At 40.4% G+C, this 26,718-nt stretch carries 26 protein-coding genes; 10 read left to right on the top strand and 16 right to left on the bottom strand.

Annotated elements, in window-relative coordinates:
• Positions 1-122 precede the first annotated feature (122 nt).
• The 5 genes from RM368_RS23675 to RM368_RS23655 all read right to left on the bottom strand — a co-directional run bounded on the left by RM368_RS23675 (position 123) and on the right by RM368_RS23655 (position 4,976).
• Positions 123-1,874 (bottom strand): diguanylate cyclase, encoded by a 1,752-nt coding sequence (locus RM368_RS23675; protein WP_322696310.1) that lies wholly within the window; start codon positions 1,872-1,874, stop codon positions 123-125.
• 130 nt (positions 1,875-2,004) lie between these two features.
• Positions 2,005-2,508, bottom strand: a complete 504-nt coding sequence (locus tag RM368_RS23670; RefSeq protein WP_322696309.1) for a MogA/MoaB family molybdenum cofactor biosynthesis protein — start codon at positions 2,506-2,508, stop codon at positions 2,005-2,007.
• A 104-nt stretch (positions 2,509-2,612) separates the two neighbouring features.
• Positions 2,613-2,954: a photosystem II reaction center protein Psb28 gene (gene psb28, locus RM368_RS23665; protein WP_322696308.1), complete on the bottom strand. Its 342-nt coding sequence runs from the start codon at positions 2,952-2,954 to the stop codon at positions 2,613-2,615.
• Positions 2,955-3,057: 103 nt separating this feature from the next.
• Positions 3,058-3,510 carry a D-aminoacyl-tRNA deacylase gene (gene dtd, locus RM368_RS23660; RefSeq protein WP_322696307.1) on the bottom strand — a complete coding sequence of 151 codons (453 nt, stop codon included), beginning with the start codon at positions 3,508-3,510 and terminating at the stop codon, positions 3,058-3,060.
• Positions 3,511-3,860: 350 nt separating this feature from the next.
• Positions 3,861-4,976 carry a GTP-binding protein gene (locus tag RM368_RS23655; RefSeq protein ID WP_322696306.1) on the bottom strand — a complete coding sequence of 372 codons (1,116 nt, stop codon included), beginning with the start codon at positions 4,974-4,976 and terminating at the stop codon, positions 3,861-3,863.
• A gap of 347 nt (positions 4,977-5,323) precedes the next feature.
• Here RM368_RS23655 and cysS point away from each other — a divergent pair, with 347 nt between their 5' ends.
• The 4 genes from cysS (at position 5,324) to RM368_RS23635 (ending at position 10,231) form a co-directional block, all read left to right on the top strand.
• Positions 5,324-6,772 (top strand): cysteine--tRNA ligase, encoded by a 1,449-nt coding sequence (gene cysS, locus RM368_RS23650; RefSeq protein WP_322696305.1) that lies wholly within the window; start codon positions 5,324-5,326, stop codon positions 6,770-6,772.
• A gap of 7 nt (positions 6,773-6,779) precedes the next feature.
• Entirely contained in the window at positions 6,780-7,019 is a 240-nt protein-coding gene (locus RM368_RS23645) for a four helix bundle protein (protein WP_322696304.1), read from the top strand.
• 173 nt (positions 7,020-7,192) lie between these two features.
• Positions 7,193-8,632, top strand: coding sequence for a TldD/PmbA family protein (locus RM368_RS23640; RefSeq protein ID WP_322696303.1), 1,440 nt, complete (start codon positions 7,193-7,195; stop codon positions 8,630-8,632).
• A gap of 252 nt (positions 8,633-8,884) precedes the next feature.
• Positions 8,885-10,231, top strand: a complete 1,347-nt coding sequence (locus RM368_RS23635) for a TldD/PmbA family protein (RefSeq protein WP_322696302.1) — start codon at positions 8,885-8,887, stop codon at positions 10,229-10,231.
• An 87-nt stretch (positions 10,232-10,318) separates the two neighbouring features.
• On the opposite strand, the gene RM368_RS23630 is transcribed toward RM368_RS23635, so the two are convergent.
• The 3 genes from RM368_RS23630 to coaD form a co-directional block, all read right to left on the bottom strand.
• The gene (locus RM368_RS23630) at positions 10,319-10,645 is read right to left on the bottom strand and encodes a Ycf66 family protein (protein ID WP_322696301.1); all 327 of its coding nucleotides are present in this window, start codon (positions 10,643-10,645) and stop codon (positions 10,319-10,321) included.
• Between the two features lie 145 nt (positions 10,646-10,790).
• Positions 10,791-11,459 carry a DivIVA domain-containing protein gene (locus RM368_RS23625; RefSeq protein WP_322696300.1) on the bottom strand — a complete coding sequence of 223 codons (669 nt, stop codon included), beginning with the start codon at positions 11,457-11,459 and terminating at the stop codon, positions 10,791-10,793.
• Positions 11,369-11,920: a pantetheine-phosphate adenylyltransferase gene (gene coaD / locus RM368_RS23620; RefSeq protein WP_322696299.1), complete on the bottom strand. Its 552-nt coding sequence runs from the start codon at positions 11,918-11,920 to the stop codon at positions 11,369-11,371. The genes RM368_RS23625 and coaD overlap by 91 nt, the downstream gene beginning before the upstream one ends.
• A gap of 298 nt (positions 11,921-12,218) precedes the next feature.
• Here coaD and lgt point away from each other — a divergent pair, with 298 nt between their 5' ends.
• From lgt to RM368_RS23595, 5 genes are all read left to right on the top strand, one after another.
• Positions 12,219-13,118 (top strand): prolipoprotein diacylglyceryl transferase, encoded by a 900-nt coding sequence (lgt, locus tag RM368_RS23615; RefSeq protein ID WP_322696298.1) that lies wholly within the window; start codon positions 12,219-12,221, stop codon positions 13,116-13,118.
• Positions 13,119-13,282: 164 nt separating this feature from the next.
• Positions 13,283-14,107, top strand: coding sequence for a precorrin-4 C(11)-methyltransferase (gene cobM, locus RM368_RS23610; RefSeq protein WP_322696297.1), 825 nt, complete (start codon positions 13,283-13,285; stop codon positions 14,105-14,107).
• A gap of 117 nt (positions 14,108-14,224) precedes the next feature.
• On the top strand, positions 14,225-14,578 hold the full coding sequence (locus RM368_RS23605) for a phenylpyruvate tautomerase MIF-related protein (RefSeq protein ID WP_322696296.1): 354 nt from the start codon (positions 14,225-14,227) through the stop codon (positions 14,576-14,578).
• A gap of 79 nt (positions 14,579-14,657) precedes the next feature.
• Positions 14,658-15,749 (top strand): 23S rRNA (adenine(2503)-C(2))-methyltransferase RlmN, encoded by a 1,092-nt coding sequence (rlmN, locus tag RM368_RS23600; protein ID WP_322696295.1) that lies wholly within the window; start codon positions 14,658-14,660, stop codon positions 15,747-15,749.
• A 474-nt stretch (positions 15,750-16,223) separates the two neighbouring features.
• Positions 16,224-16,718 (top strand): hypothetical protein, encoded by a 495-nt coding sequence (locus RM368_RS23595; protein WP_322696294.1) that lies wholly within the window; start codon positions 16,224-16,226, stop codon positions 16,716-16,718.
• Between the two features lie 80 nt (positions 16,719-16,798).
• On the opposite strand, the gene RM368_RS23590 is transcribed toward RM368_RS23595, so the two are convergent.
• Complete coding sequence (locus tag RM368_RS23590) at positions 16,799-16,978, bottom strand: replication restart DNA helicase PriA (RefSeq protein WP_322696293.1); 180 nt, start codon at positions 16,976-16,978, stop codon at positions 16,799-16,801.
• A 652-nt stretch (positions 16,979-17,630) separates the two neighbouring features.
• Positions 17,631-19,508 (bottom strand): excinuclease ABC subunit UvrC, encoded by a 1,878-nt coding sequence (gene uvrC, locus RM368_RS23585; protein WP_322696292.1) that lies wholly within the window; start codon positions 19,506-19,508, stop codon positions 17,631-17,633.
• 610 nt (positions 19,509-20,118) lie between these two features.
• Between uvrC and RM368_RS23580 the strand changes: the two genes are divergently transcribed.
• Positions 20,119-20,298 (top strand): hypothetical protein, encoded by a 180-nt coding sequence (locus tag RM368_RS23580; protein WP_322674919.1) that lies wholly within the window; start codon positions 20,119-20,121, stop codon positions 20,296-20,298.
• Positions 20,299-20,317: 19 nt separating this feature from the next.
• Here the strand turns inward: RM368_RS23580 and RM368_RS23575 are convergent, their stop codons facing one another.
• The 6 genes from RM368_RS23575 to RM368_RS23550 all read right to left on the bottom strand — a co-directional run bounded on the left by RM368_RS23575 (position 20,318) and on the right by RM368_RS23550 (position 26,590).
• A complete protein-coding gene (locus RM368_RS23575) occupies positions 20,318-20,740 on the bottom strand; it encodes a response regulator (protein ID WP_322696291.1) in 423 nt (140 codons plus the stop codon).
• Positions 20,741-21,297: 557 nt separating this feature from the next.
• Complete coding sequence (locus RM368_RS23570) at positions 21,298-22,590, bottom strand: NF038130 family PEP-CTERM protein (RefSeq protein WP_322696290.1); 1,293 nt, start codon at positions 22,588-22,590, stop codon at positions 21,298-21,300.
• 394 nt (positions 22,591-22,984) lie between these two features.
• Positions 22,985-24,196 (bottom strand): LL-diaminopimelate aminotransferase, encoded by a 1,212-nt coding sequence (locus tag RM368_RS23565; protein ID WP_322696289.1) that lies wholly within the window; start codon positions 24,194-24,196, stop codon positions 22,985-22,987.
• Between the two features lie 195 nt (positions 24,197-24,391).
• Positions 24,392-24,727: a thioredoxin family protein gene (locus RM368_RS23560; protein WP_322696316.1), complete on the bottom strand. Its 336-nt coding sequence runs from the start codon at positions 24,725-24,727 to the stop codon at positions 24,392-24,394.
• A 174-nt stretch (positions 24,728-24,901) separates the two neighbouring features.
• Positions 24,902-25,678, bottom strand: coding sequence for a PspA/IM30 family protein (locus RM368_RS23555; protein WP_322696288.1), 777 nt, complete (start codon positions 25,676-25,678; stop codon positions 24,902-24,904).
• A 162-nt stretch (positions 25,679-25,840) separates the two neighbouring features.
• Complete coding sequence (locus RM368_RS23550) at positions 25,841-26,590, bottom strand: PspA/IM30 family protein (protein WP_322696287.1); 750 nt, start codon at positions 26,588-26,590, stop codon at positions 25,841-25,843.
• Positions 26,591-26,718 lie beyond the last annotated feature (128 nt).

Raw genomic sequence — 26,718 nt, 5'->3', positions numbered from 1 at the left:
AGTAAATTTATAAGTTTCTGATTTCTATGCCAACTGAAGCGCAAAAAATAGTCATAGAGTCAATCTAAAATCTAAAATCTAAAATTGTTTGACCGCTTGTGGTATTCTGAATTCCTTATTCTTCAATTATAGGTATTTATATATTCCCTAACTCGATTCTTCCCTGTTCGCTTTGCCTCAAGCATCGCTTGATTCGCCCTATTTAGAAAATCTTTAACCGTCATCCCTGGTTCTGATACAGCTATTCCAAAAGAAGCGGTGATGCTTTCGAGGAGGCGATCGCCATCCTTCAATTGCATTTGTTCAATATCTACCCTTAATTGTTCTACTCGCTTTCTGAGCGTTTCCAGTGTCATATTAGGCATGACAATCACAAACTCTTCACCACCCCATCTGCAAGCAATGTCAAAGGAGCGAATAGATTTTAACAGTAACTTTGCTAATCCCTGGAGAACAATGTTGGCAGTCACATGTCCATAACGCGAGTTGTAAGACTTGAAGTTATCGATATCAAGAAAAATCATACTAAGAGGTTGTCCCGATCGTTCCGCTTCAGCTAGCCTTTGTTCTGTTATGCTTTCCATATAGCTTTGATTGAATAGTTGGGTCATCCCATCCCGCAAGTTTTCATGGGTTAGACGTTGTTTGATCGATAGATTATTTAGTGCAATGCCTAATGTTCTAGCAATAATCTCAGAAGTTTGTCGATTTTCTGGACTGATTTCTTCAAGCGCGTCGAGGTGTAAACTCCCAACTACTTCGCCTTGTGCAAACAATGGAATGCACAAATGTGTGCCGCTAACAGGCTGTATTAAGTGACTGCACATTAGTCCTGAATTACGAGGCGATAAAAGATTTAATTTTCCTCTCCGCAAAGCCCAACAATCAGATATTGAAAATATTTCTTTACTCTTTCTTTCACCTCCCCAAAAACTATTCATCTGAACATAATTTTTAGAATTAGCAATTATATAAATAGAACCACTCATATTCGGAAATAGCTTGGAACACGTTAAACCGACTACTTGATACACCTCATCTTCAGACTCGCAGGAATAAAGCATCTCCGCCATATCTGAGAGATATATAAGTTCTCGTTTTTTTGCTTCCAATTTCAGTGTTTTTTCTTCTAGCTGCCGATTTAAGTCAGTTAGCGATCGCTGTGCTTCTATAGATTCTGTAATATCAATACTGATTCCCCCAATACGGTAAGCACCCGTTGCGTAATCGCTGAACGGAAACTTAAACGATAGCCAGTAGCACGGCTGATTGTTACTAGGTACTTTTACCTCTTCAATTAGCTTCAAAGGACGTAGAGTCTTCAAAACAACTCGATCGTTCTCCATAACTCTCTGCCCCTCTTCTGGATCTGGCAAGAATTCCCTATCAGTTTTTCCCAACCATTCTTGTGAATCTACTGAAAATCTAGACTGTATTTCCTGGTTGTAGTAAAGCACTCTAGATTGCTCATCTTTGATATATGCTGCAAATGGCCCCTGATCTAGGAATAGCCGTTGCATCTGCTGGCTACGTTGCAGTTCGCGCGTATCTTCTTGATATCTGGCGATCGCCTCTACAATTTGATAAGCGGTTGGCATTAGGTAGAGTAAAGCAGATAAAGAAATAAATGCCATTACATCAAGCACGCCTAAGTGCAGCAGGGACACTGCTATATGTGACTCAAAGATCGCCAGAAAGTGATGAAATCCGCAAAATAGTACGAATCCACCTGATAAGAAAAAGGCTAGCCAAAACTTAGGAGGGATAGTTGCCTTCGTTTTGGCAAAGAAAACCCCTATTACTATGGGGATACCAAAGTATGAAAATGCAGTAATGCTATGAGCAATTATGCAATTCCAGTAAATAGGTTCCATTACCGATCTGATATTAATATTTCATCCGTTTCACTATAATTCTGGGTAGTCTCAAGGTGTAAGTGGATAAAGGATGATTTCAGTGTTTCATAACTGAATTTTATAATAGCTTTCTGAAAAGTTGCTCATTTCAACCCTTACAAACCTGACTTACCAAGTGAGTGAGTTCGGGTAAAATCAGTTTTTCCATCGCCAGTCGCACAGCATTACTGGAACCAGGAAGCGAGAAAATTAATTTATCTTGATAAACACCAGCAACAGCGCGAGAAGCGATCGCCCGCGAACCAATTTCTTGATAACTTAAAAAACGAAATAACTCACCAAATCCCGGCAAAGTTTTCTCTAGTAACTTCTCAATAGCATCGTAGGTGGTATCTCTTGGTGCAATACCTGTACCACCATTAAAAATTACAGCATCCAAATTTGAGCTTTTGCCTAGATTTTCTATCTGCCCTTGAATTTGTGTTGGTTCATCTTTGATAATCGTGTAGGCTCCTACAGCATGGTTTGCACCAAGGAGTAACTGCTGAATTAGCTGGCCACTTTTGTCTGTTTCCAAAGTGCGTGTATCGCTGACAGTAACCACAGCACAAGTTACTAAAACTCCAGGCAAGTCTGGATGGGGTTGTGGCATTGTATGTCACTCATGAACTTTTAATAATGGATAATTGGGCATGGTAAATGGCGCATTCATTGAACATGACAATTACCGATGCCCTATGCCCTATGCCCTAAGCCCTATGACTCATTTTTACTCAGTCCCAGATCGTTTTCTTCAGCATACCGCTCCATGAAGCGCATAAAGCGATCCCATTCTTGGGCAGATTTCATTACGTAAAGTGCCTCTAATTCTTCCGGTTTCCCGTTAATAAATTTAGCTTTAACTTCACGGGTAATTATTTCGCCTTCTTCGTCAATCAAGTACATTCCGGTAATATCTTCGGTAGTACCTTGATCTAAAATTTTCGGATTTGTAAAAATAAAGGTCGCTGTACCACTATCCCCAGTACGCGATCGCGTTAAGCGCACATCTGGAATTACCTCTTCGTCAAGACCTCTAGAAAACTGGATTTTCGCCATGATGAATGAATTTAAACTTTGGTGATGGTTAATTTAATATTCTCTCATCAATTAGAACACCACGGTCTAGAAGCTACTGTGATTCAGTTTTTGGTGTATATACTTAAATTGCTTCTTTTTCAAGTAACAAAGTTACGGGCCCATCGTTTTCAATGATAACTTGCATCATTGCACCAAATTTACCAGTTTCTACCTGCAACCCGCTAGCTCTTAACTTAGTAATAAAACGATTATATAAATCTTCTGCCGATTGGGGAGCGGCTGAACGGTCAAAAGAAGGACGGCGACCTTTGCGACAGTCACCATAAAGGGTAAACTGACTGACTACTAACAAATCGCCACCAATTTCTTGTATAGATTTTTGCCATCGTTCGTCTCCTCCTTCGTCAGGAAAAAGCCGCAATTCTAAGCATTTACGAACCATCCAGTCGATTTCAGCATCAGTATCGGTATTGGCTATACCTACGAGCAAATTTAGCCCCCGCCCAATTTTACCGACAATTTCATCATTCACTGTAACTTGAGATGATTTGACTCGCTGGATAACAACGCGCATTTTAATCAGAACATTTATCAACGTTTTGATTTTAGAGCAATACATACAGCAGGGAATAGGGAATAAGGTTTAAAGTCTCTTGGTATATGACTTTTTTATGAAATTTTGTACCTCATTTACTTGAAATCTGCTGTAAAAACAACGAGTGTCTATCACCCGATAAAAATTCTTAATGTTCGATAAAACTTGTGAGTTTCTTGCTGAAACTTTCTGTATTCAAAAAGCGATCGCTATTTTCTCATTTTGCTTAAAATTGATGGCAAAGCCATTGAGAATACAGTTCCCAGGTTCCACCTGGGAACGAGTAGTAATTCCTGTACAGACGCGATTAATCGCGTCTCTCCTAAGTTTTATTTGCCAAACCCTTTACCGCGAGAGGTTGAAGGTAGACAAATGCAGTTTTCGAGTTGACTAATTAAAGTCTCACGATCCAAATTTTGACCAATCAGTACTAACTGGTTTTTCAGTTGGCCTTTCCATTCATCATCATCCAAGGTGAAGCGTTTACCACAAAGGTGGAAAATATGACGCTTCGGGCTTTCATCAAACCACATAATCCCCTTGGCTCGGAAGATATTTGAGGGTAGCTGATTATCTAAGAAATACTGAAACTTCCGAATAGAAAAAGGCTTGTCACTTTGGAAAGAGATGGAAGTAAAACCATCATTTTCTAAATGGTGAGAATGATGGTGATGATCGTGATGATCGTGATGGTCATGGTCGTGGTCGTGATGATCGTGACCGCATGTTGAATGGTCATGGTCATGGTCGTGATGATCGTGATGGTCGTGTTTATCCACCACTGTGTCAAAATATTTATCTGACTCAAACAGACCAACACTCAAAATTAAAGGAAGTGGCACTTGCGATCGCGTCGCGCGGATAATTCTTGCTCCTTCCTTGACTTCGTTAATTTTTCTTTCTAACTGGTTCAAAGTGGCTTCATCAACCAAATCTGCCTTGTTCAGCACAATTACATCACCATAAGCAATTTGGCTGTATGCTGCCTCAGAGTTAAATAAATCTAGGCTGTAATTAGCCGCGTCTACCACAGTAATAATCGAATCTAAGCGGGTTAAATCCCGCAATTCTGTACCCAGAAATGTTAAAGCTACTGGTAGCGGATCTGCCAATCCAGTTGTTTCGACTACTAGATAATCTAGATTTTCTTGGCGTTCTAAAACTTTGTAAACTGCATCTACCAAATCATTATTAATAGTGCAGCAGATACAACCATTATTTAGCTCCACCATGTTCTCACCAGTGGAAACAATTAGCTCGTTGTCGATGCCAATTTCGCCAAATTCATTCACGAGAACAGCGGTTTTCAAACCCTGTTGGTTGTTGAGGATATGATTAAGTAAAGTCGTCTTGCCACTACCGAGGAAACCCGTAATAATTGTTACTGGCATTCCTTGTTTGGGCGTATCCATTGCCGAAGATTCGGGTGTAACTGCTGATTGCATAGCGCTGTTATCAAATAGTCAAAAAATAGTAATGTAGCGCAGATAGTCCAGAAAACACTAGCGCCGCTACGCGGAATTCAAAATTCAAAATTCAAAATTCAAAAACTCTTGATTTATGAGCTTTCGAGATTTTGTCCCATAGTATGTTGATTTCCGCCATGACGTACTAGCATAGGGATGCTGGACTGTCATCCCAGCTGCTTTACCCTATTATTGCTTATCTCTCTATTCAGGGTTACATCTGTTAAGCTGTTTCACCTTTGACTTCCACACAGTCAGCAGCCAGAATGCCCGCCAATAGGTGGTTTTCCATTTTGAATTTTGAATTTTGAATTTTGAATTGATATATGACCCTAACCCTTTACAATACCCTCACCCGTCGTCAAGAACCGTTTGAAACAGTCGAAACAGGCAAGGTTAAGATGTATTACTGCGGTGTGACGGTGTACGACTACTGCCATTTGGGTCATGCTAGAGCTTGCATCGTTTGGGACGTAGTACGCCGATACCTCCAGTTTATCGGTTATGAAGTGCGATATATCCAAAATTTTACTGATATTGATGACAAGATTCTCAATCGAGCCTGTGCTGAACATTCCTCAATGGAAGCTGTAGCCGATCGCTTTATCAAAGCATATTTTGAGGATATGGCGCGGCTGGGGATTAAAGAAGCCGATGAATATCCCCGTGCTACTCACACAATGAATGGCATTTTGCGGTTAATTCATGAGTTGGAAAATAAAGGTTTTGCTTACCCTGCTGATGGTGATGTGTATTATCCAGTGCGGCAGTTTTCTGAATATGGCAAACTTTCGGGACGCAAGTTAGAGGATATGCAAGCCGGAGCGAGCGAGCGCGTCAACGTAGAAGATCCAGAATACCAGAAAAAGAAAGACCCCTTTGATTTTGCTTTGTGGAAAGCAGCAAGACCAGGAGAACCTGCTTGGGAATCACCTTGGGGCGCAGGTCGTCCGGGGTGGCATATAGAATGCTCGGCAATGGTGCGCGATCGCTTGGGTGATACCATAGATATTCATGCTGGTGGTGCTGACTTAATTTTTCCTCATCACGAAAACGAAATTGCCCAATCTGAGGCTGTCACCGGAAAACCTTTAGCGCGTTATTGGTTGCATAACGGCATGGTGAAAGTAGATGGTGAAAAAATGTCCAAATCTTTGGGCAACTTTACCACTATTAGAGACTTACTGGATCGAGGAGTTGACCCGATGGCAGTGCGGTTGTTCGTGTTGACCGCTCAATATCGCACACCAATTGATTTTACCGACGAAGCGATCGCCGCAGCAACCAACGGCTGGCACACCATTAAAGAAGGGTTACTCTTCGGCTATCAGTACGGTAAACAACTAGACTGGGGAGTAGAAACTGCCTCACTACTTCCTGAAACTGTTGAACGCTTTCAAGAAACTGTGAATAACGACTTTAATTTTCCTGGTGGATTAACAGTGCTGTTTGAATTAGCCAAAGAACTGCGCCGTGAGGGAAATATTATTGTGCATGAAGGTAAAACTGAAACTTCCCCTGATGAGTTAAAACATCAATGGCAAACTCTTGTCACATTGGCTGGAGTTTTGGGTTTAGAAGCCGGGATAGAAGCGGAAACTGACAAGATTAATGGTTTAAGCGATGCAGAAATTGAAGCGAAAATTCAGCAAAGGCAAGAAGCACGTAAAGCCAAAAATTTTGCCGAAAGCGATCGCTTTCGTGACGAACTACAAGCAGAAGGTATTACGCTAATTGATAGCCGTGATGGCACACGCTGGCACCGGAATAATTAAATTCAAAATGATGAACAACCACAAACAAATCACAGATAGAACATTTGAATTTTCTGTTCGCATAATTAACCTTTGTAAGGTACTCAATGAAAGTCCTAGAGTGGGGCGAACACTCTTACAACAGTTACTTAAGTCTGGTACGTCGATTGGAGCAAACGTTGAAGAATCGCAATCGGCACAGAGTACAGCTGATTTCATTCACAAGCTAGAAATTGCTCTCAAAGGAGGCAGGGAAACCAAATATTGACTAAGACTTCTAATTGCAACTGAGTTGATCCCCGAAGACCGTCTACTGCCAATTTTGGGTGAAATTAACGAGTTAATCAAAATAATTGCCGCAATAGTCGTCAAAACCAAACAAAATCGTCAACAATAACTTCATTAATTTTGAATTTTGAATTTTGAATTTTGAATTGAATTATGTGGTCTGAACTCAAAAAAGCGATCGCTAGTTTCGATATTCCTGCTGATTGGATTGGTATTAGAGCCGTAAAGGAGACTTCTACTACCCGTTCAGTCCGTGACGCCTTACCCCAACTAAACGGCAAATCCTTCACCGTGGGAGCCATGCTGGAAGTTTTGGTGAATGGCTGTCTGGGTTATGCAGCTACTAACTCTCTGGAATTGGCTTCCCTGCAAACTGCTGCTCAAACAGCCTATAACCAAGCAATAGCAGCCAGTGAATGGTGGATACATCCCTTCCGTGAAAGTGAGCGTCCTAAAGTTGTTGGTGAATATAAATCTCCATTTCTTGAGCCATTGGATGCTCTAAGTCCAGGGGAAATCAACGAGTTGCTGGTTCGTATTTGCCAAACGCTCAAAGTTGACGACAAAATTGTGCAAACCATAGCCAGTGCTAGCACAATCGAGAGAGAATCTTGGTTTGTTAGCAGCAATGGCTCAGAAGTCTATCAAAAAATTCTATCTATAGGCACGAATTACGGAGCTACTGCCCAAGATGGAGCAGTTGTACAGCAGCGCAGCTACAACGGCTCCCAAGCAAACTGTTACCAAGGCGGACTCGAACTATTAAAACAAGAAAACTTATGGCATCGGGTGCGGCAAATAGGCGAACAAGCAGTAGAACTATTGACAGCAGAAGAATGCCCAACTACCCGTACCAATTTAGTTTTAGCCCCAGATCAAATGATGCTGCAAATCCATGAAAGTGTCGGGCATCCCCTAGAAATTGACCGAATTTTGGGAGATGAGCGTAACTATGCTGGGGGCAGTTTCGTTAATAAAAGTGATTTTGGCAACCTCGTATATGGTTCGCCGTTGATGAACATTACCTTTGATCCCACTGTCCCTGGTGAATTTGCCAGCTATGGCTTTGATGATACTGGTGCTGTAGCAACAAAGGAATATTTGGTTAAAGAAGGAGTACTTCAACGCGGTTTAGGCAGTCTGGAAAGTCAAGCCAGAGCAGGTGTACCAGGAGTTGCTTGTGCCCGTGCTTGCTCATGGAATCGACCAGCGATCGATCGCATGGGTAACTTGAATTTAGAGCCTTTAAACGGCACTTTTGAAGACATTATTGGCGGGATAGAACACGGGGTTTACATGGAATCTAACCGTTCTTGGTCAATTGACGATCGCCGCTACAAATTCCAATTTGGTTGTGAGTACGCTAAATTAATTGAAAATGGCAAACTCACCAAAACCCTTCGTAATCCAAATTACCGCGCCACAACACCAGAGTTTTGGCATAGTTTAATTAAAGTCGGAGATGCCACAAATTGGCAAATGTATGGTACTCCTTATTGTGGCAAAGGAGAACCAAATCAGGCTATTTGGGTAGGACACGGTTCACCTGTCTGCGTGTTTGCTAATGTCGAAGTTTTTGGTGGAGGAACTTGAAAAATACAATAGTTAGGAGTTAGGAGTTGATAGTTAGGAGTTTTGAATTAAGTAGGTAGGCATAATTAAACATAAAATAAAATCCTAACTTGTCATGAGCGATTCATCGCTCAAAAAGGATTATCAGGAATAAAGTCCTTACTACAAACTTTAATTTATTTACGCCTAGCTACTTATAAAAATTCTTTTAACTCCTAATTTCTAACTCCTAACTTTTTCCCTCTCTTTATTCCCTATTAATATTTAATATCCATGAAAATTGAGGAATTATCTGCGTTAGAAGTCAGCTTTAATCGACTGATTGAAAGTTTGCTGATTAAAAAAGCAGAAAATGAACAATTCACTGTGAGACTTAGTAGTGAAATAAGTCAATTTACTCGTTTTAATCATGCGAAAGTGCGACAAACTGGTTGTGTTACTGATGGTTGGATAGAACTGACTTTGATGCAAAATCAGCGCAACAGTGTTCGGCAGTTTCCCTTTACTGGAAATTGGGAGGTAGATTGGCAGTTAGCATATACTTCTTTGCAAGAATTACGTGACGAACTTATTCTACTACCCGTCGATCCATATCTAGTTTTGCCATCAGGAAATAATATCAGTAGAGAAATACATTCTGGAAATTTATTAGCAGCTGAGGCAGTAGTACCAACTGTACTAGAACTAGTTGCTGAATTGGATTTTACAGGGATATATGCCGGGGGAGTGATAATTAAAGCTTATGGTGATTCTAGCGGTCAAAAACACTGGTTTGCTACTGATTCTTTTACCTTAGATTATTCTCTATTTTCCCCATCTGGACAAGCAGTTAAGGGCACGTTTGCCGGGAGTAATTGGGATGAATCTAAATATATAGCCAAAATTAGCGAAGCTAAAAAACAACTAGAATTACTTGTTCACCCAACTAAAGAACTGCCACGGGGACAGTATAAAACTTATTTTGCACCTGCTGCTGTTGCAGATTTATTATTGATGCTTTCTTGGGGAGCGGTAAGCGAAGCTGATATCCAACAAGGGAACAGTGCTTTAGCTGCTTTATCGCGTCAAGAAAAACAACTTTCTCTAAGATTTAGTTTAAAAGAAAATTTTCAGCAGGGATTAGTGCCGCGATTTAACGAATTGGGAGAAATGGCAGCACCGGAGTTACCTGTAATAGAAAAAGGAAGTTTGGTAAATACTCTGGTGAATTCTCGAACTGCTAAGGAATATCAAAAAATTGCCAATGGTGCTAATGGTTCAGAGACTTTACGAGCGCCAGAAGTGAGTCCGGGAAATTTAGTATTTGAGCAGATTCTTCCGAGTTTAGATACAGGATTATATGTATCAAATTTGCATTACTTGAATTGGAGCGATCGCCACACTGGTAGAATCACAGGTATGACCCGCTATGCTTGTTTTTGGATAGAAAATGGAGAAATTATCGCCCCCATTGAAAACCTGCGTTTTGATGAAAGTCTCTATCGCTTTTGGGGAGAAAATCTAATAGATTTGACTACTTTTCAAGAATTCATTCCCGAAGTAGGAACTTATGAAAGTCGCCAACTTGGAGGTAGTTTAGTTCCCGGTATGCTGGTAGAAGATTTTACATACACTTTGTAGTTATATTGTGTAAAAATACTCTATTTTTGTTAGAGACGCGTTAACGAAGCCCAGTTTAAGTTCACGTCTCTACAAAAAATTATAAAATCACCTATTTCTGTAAACTGCATTAATTACAATATCTTTAATAGCGAAATAAATAATTAAAAGCAACGATAAAAATTGCTCAAACTGAAGAATTGGATCTAAACGCCAACCTTGAAAAAACAAGATTACTCCGCATATTAACATTATAATTGGTGTAAATATCACTTGAATAATGTAAAGGGCTAAAGCCCAACCTGTAAGCCTAGTTCCACGTTGGGCAAGCCAAACTACTGTTAAAATAAAGTAAATAACTGCCAAAAAAAAATAAATAATTCCAATTAAACCAGCTAAATTTAATCCAAAATTAACTTGAGCGAAAGTAATCATTTATTAAAAATCCTGCTTAATTACAAGCTAAAATTTAAAATTTATTAGTAGGTAGATTACCTTAAATTATTCATTCATGAAAATTGTTGGGTTAAGCAATAGCGAAACCCAACCGATAATTTTTCCTCATCTCTCGTTAGAACCTCTATCTTTTTTTACCAGGAGGTGAATTGCGCTGAGTAAGGTTATCAATTTGCAATTGTTGCCGACCGTTAGTGATAACTTGCAACATCTGTTTAAGATCCTGCTCGATATTTCCCAAAATTCCATCGGCATAAGCATCAGCACCATCTTCAATTTCTTGAGCATGAGCGATCGCATTTTGTCGCATCAGCTCTAATTCTTGCTGACAAGCATACCGCTTGCGGTCAATCTCAGCGAGGGTTTCTTGCATTATTCCCTCACACTCTTGTTGCACTTGTCGCCGCAGTCGTTCAGCTTCTTGTTCCGCCTGGTGAATAATATCGCTTTCAGCTAAAATTTGCGCTCTTTTTGCTTGTGCAGCTTCTACAACCTGCTGTCCATACTCTTCCGCTTCCAGCAGAATTTCGTCCTTTTGGTCGAGAACTGCTGCTGCTTCTTGAAAAAGGGATGGTAAAGCAAGGCGGATGTAATCAAGCTGATCTAGCAGCTTTTCTTCATCTATGAGTGTGCGTCCTGTCAGCGGAATTCTGAGACTAGAGAGAACCATTTCCTCTAGGCGGTTGAGTTCCTGCTGAATATCTATGCTTCCTTCTCCACCGAGATATTCTTGAGAGGGGGGATTGCTGCCGTTGAGATTGGGTTCAACATTGGAGATTTCTGATTGTAGCATTGGTATATATCTAGGGCAATGTGTGGGGAAACGAGATGATCGATAGAACCACCAAACCTTGCAATCTCTTTTACCACACTACTACTTAAAAAACTATACTCATTTGAGGTTGCGAGAAAAACTGTTTCTATTTGGGTAGAAAGAGTTTTATTGGTGTGAGCCATTTGCAGTTCCACTTCAAAATCTGACACAGCCCGTAAACCCCGGATCAAAACTTGTGCTTGTTGCATTTGAGCATAATTGACGGTAAGACCATCAAAGCTGTCTACTTCTACATTCGGTAGATGTTCTGTAGAAAGACGGATTTGATTTAGCCGTTGCTCCACACTAAAAAGTGGCATTTTATTAGGGTTCCGTAGTACGGCGACAATCACCCGCTCAAACAGCCGACTACCACGCCCGATGAGATCGAGGTGTCCCAAGGTAATGGGGTCGAAGCTACCAGGATAAATAGCAATCACAATTTTAAATATATCAAAGTTGTTTAGGTGATTATATCGAAACTATTTTGTGTAACTTATTCAAATCTACCATCTTGCGCTCTCGGTAAGGATGGTAAACTCAATTGTTTTAGTGGCACAAGTTATGCTCAACTAAGCGTTAGGAACTAGACTCCTAAATATGAATACTGGATTTTTACCTACGTCTCCACAATAATGATGTGGAAGATTCAAGTGTAGTTACAGTATTCAAGACACAAGAAACTCCGTACTGAGCAAAGTGCGCGGGTAGTTAACGAACTTTTCTAGGTAATTTTTCATGGCACTGGACTTTCCCACTTTGCCCTTGGCGTTTCAATTTACTTCTCCAGGACCGATTCTGGTGAAAATAGGGCCACTAAGTATTCGTTGGTACGGCTTGTTGATTGCCACAGCAGTTTTAATTGGCGTCATCCTTTCCCAGAATTTAGCAAAGCGCCGCAATGTTAATCCTGAGTTGCTAGGCGATTTGTTCTTTTGGTTGTTGATTGGGGCAATTCCTGGCGCACGGCTATATTACGTTTTTTTTGAGTGGTCAAAATATGCTCCAACTCCAGGAAAAATTTTTGCGATCTGGGAAGGCGGTATTGCCATTCATGGAGCGATTCTTGGTGGCGTTGTGGCTGCGTTAATCTTTGCCAAAATCAAGCAGGTTTCTTTCTGGCAATTGGCAGATTTAGTAGCACCTTCGCTGATTTTAGGGCAAGCGATCGGACGTTGGGGCAATTTCTTTAATTCTGAAGCTTTTGGCGATCCGACTGATTTACCCTGGAAGCTCTATATTCCACCAGACCATCGTCCTTTAGAATATGCTAGTTTCGATTACTTTCATCCCACCTTCCTCTACGAATCTCTGTGGGATTTAATGGTGTTTACGCTATTGATAACGTTGTTTTTCCGATCTTTATCCGGTAAGCCACGCCTGAAGGTAGGCACACTGTTTCTCATTTACTGGCCAGCCTACAGCTTAGGACGCTTATGGATTGAAGGCTTTCGCACTGATAGCTTGATGCTGGGGCCATTACGGATGGCGCAAGTAGTCAGTAGTCTAGGAATTCTATTGGGATTATTTGGATTAGCTTGGCTTTACTTACTCAAACGCCCTTTACCCGATGTAGTTCCTACTGCTAAGGGAAATGGGGGACAAGGGGACAAGGGGACAAGGGGACAAGGAGAATAACTATGCCCTATGCTCAATTCCCAATGACTAAAAAATAAAAAATGCCCCAGAGTATTCTCTAGGGCTTAACCAGGGTGCATCTACCATTACTCTCTACTAGGGAAAGAGGGTGAATCCGGAAAGATACTGAAGAATTTGCCAAAAAGATTTTTTGAGGGATTGCCGTGTGTTCTTTTAAAAGTGAATATACAGAAAATGGAAGTTATAAAAAAACACTATATGGGATAGAACCATCTGTGTATATTGTCGGAGCTGGCCCTGGAGATCCTGATTTATTAACGGTGAAGGCGCAGAAATTACTGGCTGTTGCTGATGTAATTTTATTTGCTGATTCTTTAGTACCCGAACAAATTTTAGAACTTTGCCGAAAAGATGCTGAGATAATTAGGACTGCGAATCAGACTTTAGAAGAAATTTTGGCGATTACGATCGATAGAGTGCGATCGCAGCACAAATCTCTAGTCCGTCTCCATTCTGGCGATCCTAGTCTCTACAGCGCTATCCACGAGCAAATGCACCTCCTAAGAGAGGCAAATATTCCTTTTGAAGTCATACCTGGGATCAGCGCCTTTCAAGCTGCTGCTGCCAAACTCAAAGTAGAACTGACTGTACCCGGTTTAGTACAAACCATTATCTTGACACGCATCAGCGGACGTACAGAAGTCCCCGCCGCCGAAGAATTAGCCACTCTTGCAGCACATCAGGCTAGCCTTTGCTTATATCTAAGTGCGCGTCACGTCGAAAATGCCCAAGCTAAACTACTCGAACACTATCCAGCCGAAACCCTGATTGCGATTTGCTTTCGTATCGGCTGGCCCGATGAAAAAATCAGGGTTGTCCCCCTGAATCAAATGGCAGACTGTACTCATCAAGAAAAACTAATTCGCACTACACTTTATATAGTCAGTCCAGCACTCTCGACAACAACAGGGCGATCGCGTTTATATCATCCCGAACATAATCACCTATTTCGCTCATCTCATAACTAAATATTGGTTATTCTCCTCATCTCACTACTCTCCACCTTTCTAATCTTTGTACTCTGTACCTTTGGATTTCGATAAACTTAACAATGTCAAGAAAATCCAAAATCCCAATTCAGTACTATGCCTTTAATTAAAGTGCAAACTTCTGCATCTAGTCCTCAAAAAGCTGAAATTGAATCAATGCTTTTAAACCTATCAGCCAAGTTAGCGAAACATTTGGGAAAACCAGAATCTTATGTAATGACTACTTTTGAACCAGGAATCCCCATGACTTTTGCAGGGAATACAGACCCAGTTTGCTATATAGAAATTAAGAGCGTTGGCACAATGAAGCCAGATCAAACCGCAGCAATGAGTCAGGACTTTTGCCAGCAGATTAGCCAAACTCTAGGTGTACCTAAAAATCGCATTTACATCGAGTTTGCAGACGCTAAGGGGGCAATGTGGGGCTGGAACGGCACAACTTTTGGCTAATTTCCTGTCTTCTTTGGTCAAGGCTAACTTTATCTAGCAGGTGTAGGATAGAGATCCTACATCAACTCGTGATTTTTTTATGTCTGCTACGCCTCTTGTATCTCAGGTTGACTTCAACTCAGAAAAATCAGAATCAATCCCTCCCCTTTTAGGCGCTTCTCTGGCGGAGTTAACTGCTTGGGTGCAGCAACAAGGACAACCTGCTTACAGAGGAAAGCAACTGCATGAATGGATCTATGATAAGGGGGTGCGATCGCTAGCTGATATTTCTGTCTTCTCCAAGCAATGGCGCAAAGAAGTAGCAGAAGTTCCCATTGGGCGCTCAATTTTACATTACCGCTCTGAGGCTCCTGATGGCACAGTCAAATATCTTTTACAATTAACAGACGGGCAAATTATTGAAACTGTCGGTATCCCCACATTCGCAGAAAGGGGAGAAGGCCCAAAAGCCCGTTTGACAGTTTGCGTTTCTACTCAGGTGGGTTGCCCAATGGCGTGTGATTTCTGCGCTACTGGTAAGGGAGGCTACAAACGCAACCTAGCACGGCACGAAATTATCGATCAGGTGTTGACTGTGCAAGAAGATTTTCAACAACGGGTTAGCAATGTGGTGTTTATGGGGCTAGGCGAACCGTTATTGAATACTGAGAATGTCTTAGCAGCCCTAAAATCCCTAAATCAAGATGTCGGTATTGGGCAGCGATCGCTTACAGTTTCGACAGTGGGTATTCGCGATCGCATCCGTCAGTTCGCGCAAAATAATTTGCAAATCACTTTGGCTGTAAGTCTCCACGCACCCAACCAAGCACTACGAGAAAAACTCATCCCTAGCGCCCGCGCCTATCCTCTAGAAGATTTACTGGCTGAGTGTCGAGAATATGTAGAAATCACTGGGCGTCGAGTTACCTTTGAGTACATTCTTCTCGCTGGTGTTAACGATTTACCAGAACACGCATTGGAACTTTCAAAATGCTTGCGAGGATTCCAAAGTCATGTGAATTTGATTCCTTATAATCCTATCCAAGAAGTAGACTACAAACGCCCTAATCACGATCGCATTCAAGCATTTGTCAACGTTCTTAAGCAACAAAATACTGCTGTGAGTGTGCGTTATTCCCGTGGTTTAGAAGCTGATGCTGCTTGCGGACAATTGAGAGCAAGTAAAAATTAAACTTGTTGCAATCAATTCTATGAATGAATATCAAACCGCAGATAAACAGAGATATGTCTTCAGATACATCTCTGTTTATCTCTGGCGTAAAACCGCTTGAGATCCCTTTGTTAACTTACCTACCGCAGGTAGATTTACGGGAATCCGGCAAACTATGTAAAAAATTTAAATATATAATTTAATTAAGATGAATATCTAAGAAGCAAGAGTTTTATGAAAAATCAAGAGAATGTACTGGATATAACCTTGATTTAGAAAGCTATTCTCAACGCACTAATATTTAGAACACGTCGCCGACTGAAGAATGTTGGCGTAGTCAGCCGTAAGTAGCGCTTAAGCCCATAACGGTAAATAAGACATTAGCTTCAGTTAACTATTGCAAGCCCCTGTATTGATATATAGGGAAATTATGTTGACATTTCAAGGGTTTAGCGATTGCTCAACCGAACCTATAACAATTGAGGAAATAATTGTATGTTGAATCGCTTATCGTTGGTTAAAGTATGGCTACCATTGATTGTGCTTGCCAAAGCTTTATCGATTAATTTTCCTGCATCTGCACAAATAATTCAGACGAATCCCCAACAAATAATTCGGACGAATCCCCAGACACAAGATTCGCTTCAAGAAAGAATCAGACAACAACTAGAACAGCAAAATCAGCAAACACAAGAACGAATGAACGAAACATGGCTACGGCAAAATTTTCAACAACCACAATTACTACAACAACAACAGATAATACAACAACAAGATTTTACACGACAACGGCAAGAAATGTTGCGTCAGCAACAATTGAGACTACAACAGGAAGAAACAAGATTACAACAGCAAGACTTTTCACAACAACAACAACTGAGAATGCAACAGCAACAACTTAGACAAGATCAACAAATTAGACAACGGCAACAATTTAGGTTACAAGAACAGATCCGACAGCAACAACTCAGACAACAGAATAATCTGTAAAGTCTTTAAAATTTATGACAAGTAAATTTATTATTAGAAATTAGAGAATATTTTCTCTAATTTTTTTTGATTTTTATTATTTAGCGCTGTGCATAAATTCCTGGTGCATAAGCCTCAATTACTTTGCCAGTGCGAGTGCAACTAATCATCAAGTAGTCACAACTAGAGCATTGTGTTCGAGTTAATTGACTATCAAAAATATAATAACGTTCTGCTTGGCTACCGCAATTTGGGCAGTAAATCTTTTGTACTGTCTGCATTTTAAAACCCCTGGTTGTAATTTATTTTTTATTTGAGAAAACTGCCAGTTAAAGTAGAAAATATTTTGGTTTGACCCAACTTAACAAACGACTTTAATATTGGCTAATTATTTTAAACAAAATTTCAGATTTGAAAAAACTTCGATTTCTCTCTATACTATCCTATAATTTAAGTTATTTTACCCTCTTACTTTAGGTACATAAATTCTTTTTTAATTAAATGACGCTTAGATATTTACTGATCCCTATGACGAATGCTTTGAGAGAGGCTTATTTATAGTCATCTTGGACAGATACAAAAAAGAGCCGTTATTGTATTCAAAAGTTAAATTACAGAAAATACTGTATATTTAGTAACAAAATAGTTATCTTAAGGATTAGTTAATTTTTGCTGGCGAGATTTATGAGGTGGAATTCTGGTGTGAAAATTTAATCAAAATTACCATAGTTACCAGATATAGTTACGAAATACCGTAAATTTACGGTATATACACATCTTAAATTCTCGCAGAAAAACTTAACAGAATCCTCTGCGAGAGTGGAACTAATACTTTTTCAAGCTAGTTTTAAGGGTGTGTAGTAAGGACTTTAGCCCTTACTACAAACTTGTTTATTCATACATAAATTGAAATTTTACAGACTACTAATCTCCTCAAGCAGGATGAAAATAATCGTAAATTTCTTGAGCCAAACGCGGCCCGATTCCTGGAACCTCGGCAAGTTGTGGGGTTGTCGCTTGGCGAATATAATCAACTGAGCGAAAATGCCCTAGTAGCTGCTTTTGTCGATGATGTCCTAAGCCAGGAATTTCATCTAAACGCGATCGCTTCAATTTATCACTGCGCTGTTGACGATGGAAACTCACTGCAAACCGATGCGCTTCATCCCGCAGCCGCCGCAACAACTGTACCCCTGGTTGTTCTGCATCAGTTGTCAAGGGTTTAGATTCTCCTGGTAAAAAAATCTCTTCTCGCTGCTTTGCTAAACTTACCACTCGCAAGTCTTCTAATAAATTCATCTCTTGCAAGACAGCGACAACTGATGATAACTGACCTTTACCACCATCGATCATGATTAAATCAGGCCAGTCAGGATTACCCAAACGTGTTAATTGCTGATCTTCCGCATATTTACGGAACCGCCGCTGGATGACTTCAGCAAGACTAGCAAAATCATCTGAGTGTCCTGCTGTCACCGTGGGGTTTTTAATTTTGTAGTGACGATAGTGCTGTTTTGCGGGTAATCCATCGATAAACACGACTTGCGAAGCTACAGCATTTGACCCTTGAATATGAGAAATGTCATAACCTTCGATGCGGTGAGGCACATCTGGTAAATCGAGAATGGCGGCTAAATCTTGCATTGCTTGGTGATTGCGATCGCCAAATTTCTGCATTCTTTGCAATTCATACTGAGCATTTCGCTCTACCATCTCAATTAATTCTGCTTTAGTTTGGCGCAAAGGAGTCAATATTGTGACTTTTTTGCCTTTACGTTGAGTTAACACATCTGCCAATATTTCCGTATCTGGTAAATCATGCTGTACCAAAATCTCTAAAGGGATTTCTACAGAATCAGCAGTTTGGTAATGTTCCTCTAAAGCTCGTTGTAAAATCGCTCCTGGTTCCGCGTGAGTATCCGCCACAAAGGCTAAACGTCCAACCAATTGCCCAGCGCGAATCTGGAATAGTTGAATGCAGGCGTGTTGTTCGTCAGCTGCTAGTGCGATCGCATCCCGCGAAACAGTATCATCTGGTAAGGAAACTTTCTGGTCAGCTGTCAGCGACTTTAACCCAGAAATTTGATCGCGAATCCGCGCCGCTGACTCAAAATTCAAGTTCTCAGCAGCTGCGTTCATCTGTTGGGTCAAAATATCAATCAGTTCTTGGGTTCGACCTTGAAAAACCATCGCTATCTTTTGGACAATTTTGCGATATTCTTCTGGTGAAATCATCTGTTGACACACACCAGGACAACGCCCTAAATCAAAATTCAAGCAAGGGCGGTCTTTAAAAAGTGGTTGAGGTCGTTGTCGTTGTGGAAAAATACGCTTGCAGATGCGGACAATTTCTCGCAATAAACCAGCATCAGTATAAGGCCCGTAAAATTTATCCTTTTCTTTACCGAATTGGCGTTTACGGGTAATAAAAATTCGCGGATAATCTTCTGACCAGGTAATGCAGAGATAGGGATATTTTTTATCATCTTTGAGCAACACGTTAAAGTATGGCTGGTGCTGCTTGATCAAATTGGCTTCTAGCGCTAAAGCTTCGGCTTCAGTATCAGTGACGATGAATTCAATTTCTGTCACCAACTTGACCATCGTGGCGATCCGTTCAGTCTTGTTGTAGCCATCCCGGAAATAGGAACGGACACGCGATCGCAACTTACGTGATTTACCTATATATATGATGCGATCGCTCCTGTCCCGCATGAAATAAACCCCCGGTTCCGGTGGAATTTCGGCTAGACGGTTTTCTAGTCGTTCTGGCTCTTTAACCAGTGGTAATATTTGAGTAGATATTGTCACAACCAAAATTAGGTAATCTTTCTCTATTTTAAGAAAAATTATTTTTTTGTGCCGATTTAGTAAATTATTTATCAAGTAAATACAAAGTAGCAGTCATGAGGGACTAAGAGAGAATAATAACTCTTAACTCAGCACAAGCTAAACCCTAGCTATGCATTAACAGCACTCTTCAGTCAGGTAGGCTTTTAGTCTGCACTAAGATAAGTCTGCTGTAGCTAGTTCTTTGCTTTCTTGCAGCGTCGTCGGCTTCTAAGCTAGAGCCTTGCTAGAAGAGTGATTGCAATCTTAGTCATTGGCTGCTACTGTCAGAATACAAACTTTGCTTTTTAAATTTATAATTAACATTTTTAAATTAATAATACTTTATTATCTGAAACTTTATATTCTAGATTAGATGATAATATTATTGGATTGATTGGTGTTTTACTTCATAAAAAATATGTTTATATATTGGTTTAATAAATATTAAATTAAAATTTTATTTATTGATACTATTTATGTTTATTTATTGAATTTATAACCTTAAGCGAATTAACGGATTTAGTCAATTAAATTTATGATTATGATTGATAATATAGTTATTATAATAATTTTGGACAAGAGCTAAACTATGAATTTACAAGATTTTGAAGTCCAGTATCGTGAGGCTATGGCTGAGACTCTCAATGAATTGCAAACAGCAGTTTTGTTATTAGCGCAAGTACAACAGAAAATTTCAACAATTGGCAGTTCTGTACAAACTCTTAGTGAGTGCGTTGAAGAATTTATTGCTGGTCAAAAAGCAGAATAAAGACACACATAATAAAAAATTATCTGTTGTGGCAAGTAAACTGTTCTTCAATTGCAAGAATGAGATCCTTGAGTTTTAAAGGTTTGACAAAATAGTTACGTGCGCCCAAACTTAGAGCTAGTTCTCGATCTGCTTTAAAAGCAAAGGCTGAAACCACAATGATAGGTATTTTTGACAAATCAGGTTTTTGCTGGACTTGTTTTAAGAGTGAATAACCGTCAACATCTGGCAATTTCAAGTCCAATAACATTAAATCTGGCTCGAATTTCTCTATGGTTGAGAAAAAAGCAGAACCTTCTGATAAACTTTGGACTTCATAACCACAGTAACTTAGATAGTCACTAAGTAACATCCGATTGAGGTAATGGTCTTCAACTAGTAAAATTCGTTTAACTTTGTGTGACTGCAATGGCTGATTTATATTGAGTAATTGTACTGTCATTGCTAACCTATTATCTGATTATCTTAATTAAAAGCTAGTCATTATTACCATAAACTAAAACAGTAGGGCATTTAAAGAGTGAAACAAATATAAATTGTACTTATGTAATCTAAATCAAAAATATCAATCAATTAAATTTAGCTGCACTACAATACTAAAATGATAGTATTATTAAATGTAGTTAAATCAAAAATTAATCTTTTTTTTACTAATTTTTTTATAATCTAGAGTATTAAGTTAACTTCTGTTTTTACAAATTTAGTTGCCTAAATTTTATGAGTAAAACTACTTAAGTAATACTGTTACTAATATTATGGTAATAGCTTTTCCTGAAGCCGTGAGAGTAAGCAATACTATTGTGCACAATCCATATTATAAACAAATTAACTTGCTAGGGACATACAGATGTAGAATTTTGCAACCGATTCATTTGTTGCAAGTATTTTTAGAAATAGTATAACTTAGAAGATTAAGTTTATTATAGCTGCAAGGAATTATTCATCAAAAAAGGGAGCTAATAGCTCCCTTACTTATTTTTTGGCATGGAAACCGGAGTTTCAACCAGATACTTTTTTTAACTTGCGTTGTGTAACAAAGATACCAGCAACACCTAAAATACCAAATACTACTGAGGGTTCTGGTACTGAATGAGGGACATAGTTAGGTGTTGACCAAGTATAAATTGCACTGTAAGATACACCATCATCAGAAGCAGTAATACCGGATGCAGTGGGGTTAAAGCTATAGGCATAGTAAGTTTGACCACCAGTAACTACCTTAGCAATTTCACTAGCCGCAATTTCACCTTGATATGCATTTAATGCAGCTTGCAGAGTCAGTACATCTTTAAATGATGTGAGTTGAGAGATTTGACCTGGTAGCTGATTTTTGAGAGTATTCAGTTGAGAGATTTGACCTGGTAGCTGATTTTTAAGAGTATTCAGTTGAGAAATTTGACCTGGTAGTGTTTGATTTTTGAGAGTATTCAGTTGAGAGATTTGACTTGTCAGTTGTTGTCTTTTTGTTTGATTGGCTGGAATATTAGGAATTGCGTTGAGTTGTGTTTGCAGTGTGGTAATCTGTCCTGGAATTGCGTTGAGTTGTGTTTGTAGTGTGGTAATTTGTCCTGGAATTGCGTTGAGTTGTGTTTGTAGTGTGGTAATTTGTCCTGGAATTGCGTTGAGTTGTGTTTGTAGTTGTGGAATTGAACTTTCAAGTTGTGAAAGGGTTGGTTGAGTTGTTTGTTGAGGAAACTGTGATTTAATTGCATTCCACTTTTCATCAACCTTAGTAGAAATAGTTGTTGCAAGTTTAGTCTTTACATCCAAGTGACCAACTAATTTCAGTTCCACACCGCCATTCTGACCGAATTGGAAACCACCAATGTTCGGATCTCCCATTCCCAAAGAAGGAAAATAACTAGTTATTAGTGATTTGCTGTCGGCTGAAAACCCGTTCCAAACTGATTGAAATGGTGTGTAGCTACTCAATAAATCGCCTAGCCATTGGGAACCAAAGCTATTCCAGTCATTAGCAGTGACACTACTAACAGTGGCACTGTAGTTTCCTTGTGTGGCGGTGAAGCCAACGTTAGAATCTGGGGTTTCGCTACTATACCAAAGCTCAACGTTAGAACTGGAGTCGTTATCTGTCAAAGCTTTGATCGCAGCTTTAGTACCACCTTGGGCATTCCCTTTAATAAAGGTACCATTTGAGCCACCAGTGTAAGTGTTAATTTCTCCATTATTATCGAAACTAAAAGATGTAGCGTGTGCTGGGGCGGTGGCAAGAGCGCTCACACCAATAGCCATTGAGGCACCAATTATAAGTGTCTGAAAAGTCGTTTTCATTGTTTTCAAGTCTCTGTCAGTTTGGAAGTTAAGTTTTAAACTACTGTCGTTTTTAGGCTTAGGCTTTCTTGACCACAGATTTTTTGGCTATACAGATGCTTACCTGCATTGTTAGCCGTCTTTGGTATCTGAGCGTACAAACCCAGTTTAAGAAACGAGGAGACCTGATTGGGTAAAGTTAACGCTGATTCTCAATAAAAAGATGAAGAATGTTTTGATAGTTTTATACGTTTAATTACGTATTTTAAACATTTTTGATAGCGATAAAAGTTACTACAAAATATTTTAAAGTTCAGTACAATACGGTAGGGACACATAAATGTGCGCCCCTACCGTATGTTTTATTGATAGACTTTGCCGCCAAAAATCCTTGGCGTTCAGCTTGAGAAGAAATTTAATGAAGAAACTCAGCCATTCTTTCTACAGCAATTTCTAACAAAGGTGGCTCATGCACCAAGGCAAAACGGACATACCCTTCTCCAGATTTGCCAAAGCCAGCACCTGGAGAAACTGCTACACCAGTTTGTTTGACTAGCTGGGTACAAAATTCTACGGAGTTTTCACTCCAAGGTGAGGGCAATTTTGCCCAGATGTACATTGTGGCTTCGGGAGTAGGAACATTCCAGCCAATACGGTGTAAAGCATTGATGAAAGCATCACGCCGCCTCTGGAAGGTGATAACAGCAGATTTTACGCCAGCTTGAGGGCCTGTTAGGGCAGCGATCGCACCATTCAAAATTCCCCGATACTGATTAAAATCAACGGCGGCTTTTATCTGGCGTAAGGCGTTAATTAACTGGGCATTACCGATGGCATAGCCAATGCGGAAGCCACCCATATTGTAGGACTTGGAAAGGGTGAAAAATTCAATCGAGACGCTTTTTTCTGGATCGGCTTGCAGAATTGAAGGGACTAAGGATTTTGAATTAACAGAAGAATCTGCCCATTCCCTAGTTTCCTGAAATACCAAATCTACGTAGGGGAAATCGTGAACCAGCACGAGATTGTGTTGTTGGCAGAAGGCGACAGCTTCTTGGAAAAAAGATAAAGGTGCGATCGCGGCGGTGGGATTATGAGGATAACTTAATACCATCATCCGCGACTGGGCCAAGACTGGGGCGGGAATATCAGCAAAAACTGGTAAAAAACCATTTTCTGCCAGTAGTGGCATCGGGTAGATTTGACCGCTAGCTAGGTAGACTCCCCCCGCATGGGATGGATAACCTGGATCGAGCAACAGGGCAAAATCTCCTGGATTAAGTATTGCTAGAGGTAAATGGGCTGTGCCTTCTTGAGAACCAATTAAAGGTAGTACCTCAGTTTGAGGATCGACTTTGATCCCAAATTTTTGTTCGTACCAGTTGGCTGCGGCTTCCCGAAATCCAAAAGTACCGTTAAACAACAGATAACCGTGGGTAGTGCGATCGCCAAGAGACTGGGCGATCGCCTCAAGAACGTGGGCTTCGGCTGGTAAATCGGAAGACCCCAAGGATAAATCAATTAGCTCTCGGCCAGCGGCCAAAGCGACAGCCTTGGCTCTGTCCATATCAGCAAATACATTAGATTTTAGGGGTTGTAAACGTTTTGCAAACTGTATGTTAGTCATTTGTCCTTTGTCATTTGTCCTTTGTCATTTGTCCTTTGTCATTTGTCAAATGACCAATACTTCTCTACCAGAGGCTGTACCAAGGGGAACGCTCAGTACAAGTGACCCATGACCAATACTTCGACTTACCTCGGCTTTGCTCGGCGCGAGTCGCTCAGTACAAGTGACCAATGACTAATGACCAATGACCAATGACTAATTACTATTTAAGTGGGTATCTAGGAGAGCAAGTAATTTTTCTTTGCCGATGACTCCCTCGGTGGATATCAAAACTTCCTGGTCTTGAAATAGTCTAAGGGCAGGTACGCCTTCCACTTGATACTGCTTAACAGTCAGTGGGTTGGGGTCAATTTCCATTTTAACGACTTTGAGGCGATCGCTATATTTGCTAGCAGCTGAGTTAATCAGGGGCGACATCAATTGACAAGGCCCACACCAGGAAGCCCAAAAATAAACTAATACAGGCTGCTCGGCTTTTAACACTTCGGTTTCAAACTCAGCATCGGTTATGGTGATTACAGCCTTACTCATTGCAGTCTCCATCAGGTGGCGATCGAAGTTGGCACACACAATACTTTATCCCAAAGTTGTCAATAGTCCATAGTTAATAATTTATAGTTATTAAGATTGTTAACTATTGACTAATGACGTAAAATCCCACACCTGTTGGCTGTGGGACTAGCTCAAATAAGTTTTCTGTCAATTTTACAGTTGATCCAATTGCTTGCGTAAGGAATCTAACTCAGCATCAACCACCTCATTAGATTTAGGAGCAGTGGTTTGTTGTTGTGGTGGCAGTTGGGCTTGATTTTGAGGAGCTGCGGGTGGTAACATCTGCGCTTTCAAAGCTGCCAATTCATCATCAACATCGCTACTACCTTCCAATCGAGCAAATTGGCTTTCTAAATCAGCACCCGCTAACTCTCCTTGTGCCTGGGCCCTGGCCTCTTGCATCAAGACTTTTTCTTCCATCCGCTCGAAGGCAGACATTGCACTGCTAGTATTCATCCCACGTACCATACCCTGGAGCTGCTCTTGGGCTTTGGCAGTGGTGATTCTCGCTCTGAGCATTTCTTTCTTGGTTTTAGCCTCAGAAATTTTGCTTTCCAGCTGGATCAAGTTACGCTTGAGGGTATCAACTTGGGTACTTTGGGTATCTAAACTAGCTTTGAGAGCTGTGCTGGTGTCAGTATAAGTCTTCTTCCGTTCTAGAGCTTGTCGTGCTAGGTTTTCATCACCTTTTTGTAGCGCTAGTTGGGCATTGCGTTGCCACTTATTGATTTCATTTTGGGCATCATTATACTGTTTTTCACTGCGTTTTTGGGCGGCGATCGCTTGGGCTACTCCCTGACGCAGCTGCACCAAGTCTTCCTGCATTTCCAGGATGGCTTGCTCTAGCATTTTTTCGGGGTCTTCGGCTTTGTTAACCAGGTCGTTAAGGTTAGAACTAACTACTCGCTTAATGCGATCGAATAATCCCATAACTTTGTTTTTCCTTGTGTGATTTACGCTTTTTGTTGGACAGTTAGCTTTTTTACTTTTTTATAGCTACCTATTTCAATGTAATCTTTCCAGTTTGAATCAGTACCTCCTAACAACTCTTTATTGTTAAGATATCGCCAAACTGGGTTAATTAGTGGAACTTTAAGAATCCTGAGTTTTGGGTAACTGTTGTTGGGGAGGCTGCTGTGTCTTTTGGCTCTCCTCAGTTAGGATTTTATGCTGTGTGTTTTCTGACTGCTTGAAAACCTGTACCTTCATCGCTGCCAATTCGGTATCTACATCATTAGATTCCAAAGAAGTAAATTGTGTTTCCAAGTCGTCGCTACTAAGTTGAGCTATGGCTTCTGATTGAGCTTCTATCTGTGAAACTTTTTCTTCCATGCGCTCAAAGGCACTCAGACTGTTATTAGCAGAAGCTCCGCCGAGCATTTCTTGGAGGCGATAAGACGCTTCAGCAGAACGGGCGCGGGCAATATACATATCTTTTTTAGTTTTCGCCTCGGAAATTTTTAACTCTAGCGATCGCATATCCTTTTTTAGCCTAGCAACTATCTCGTTTTGCTGCTCTATCTGCGAAAAGAGGGCTGTAGTAGTTTCTTTATAGGCTTGGCGCTTAGTCAAAGCTTCACGTGCTAGAGGTTCATTACCTTGTTGCAGAGCCAATTGGGCGCGGCGATACCATTCTTCCGTTTGCGACTGAGCCGCAGCTGCTTGTCGTTCAGTGCGTTTCTGGGTAGCGATCGCTTGTGCTACACCCTGCCGCAACTGCACCAGATTTTCCTGCATTTCCAGGACAGCTTGCTCCAAAATCTTTTCTGGATCTTCTGCACCACCGATCAAACTATTGAGATTAGCGCGAATCACCCGCAGAATACGCTTGATTAATTCCATATCGGCTCTCCAACGAAATCCAGTTCTGAGTGCTGTTAGCAGGGCGTTTAGACCGTGCTGAGTAATGAATTTAGTTATAGAGTGCTAAGTGCCTAGTTAAAGTCCTAAGTATAGTAATATTTTTTGTC

Origin of the sequence: Nostoc sp. DedSLP03, from assembly GCF_034530815.1 — a bacterium.
Classification (GTDB): Bacteria; Cyanobacteriota; Cyanobacteriia; order Cyanobacteriales; family Nostocaceae; genus Nostoc.
Note: the sequence above shows the minus strand (reverse complement) of the source record. Positions and strands in the feature narration are given on the sequence as shown.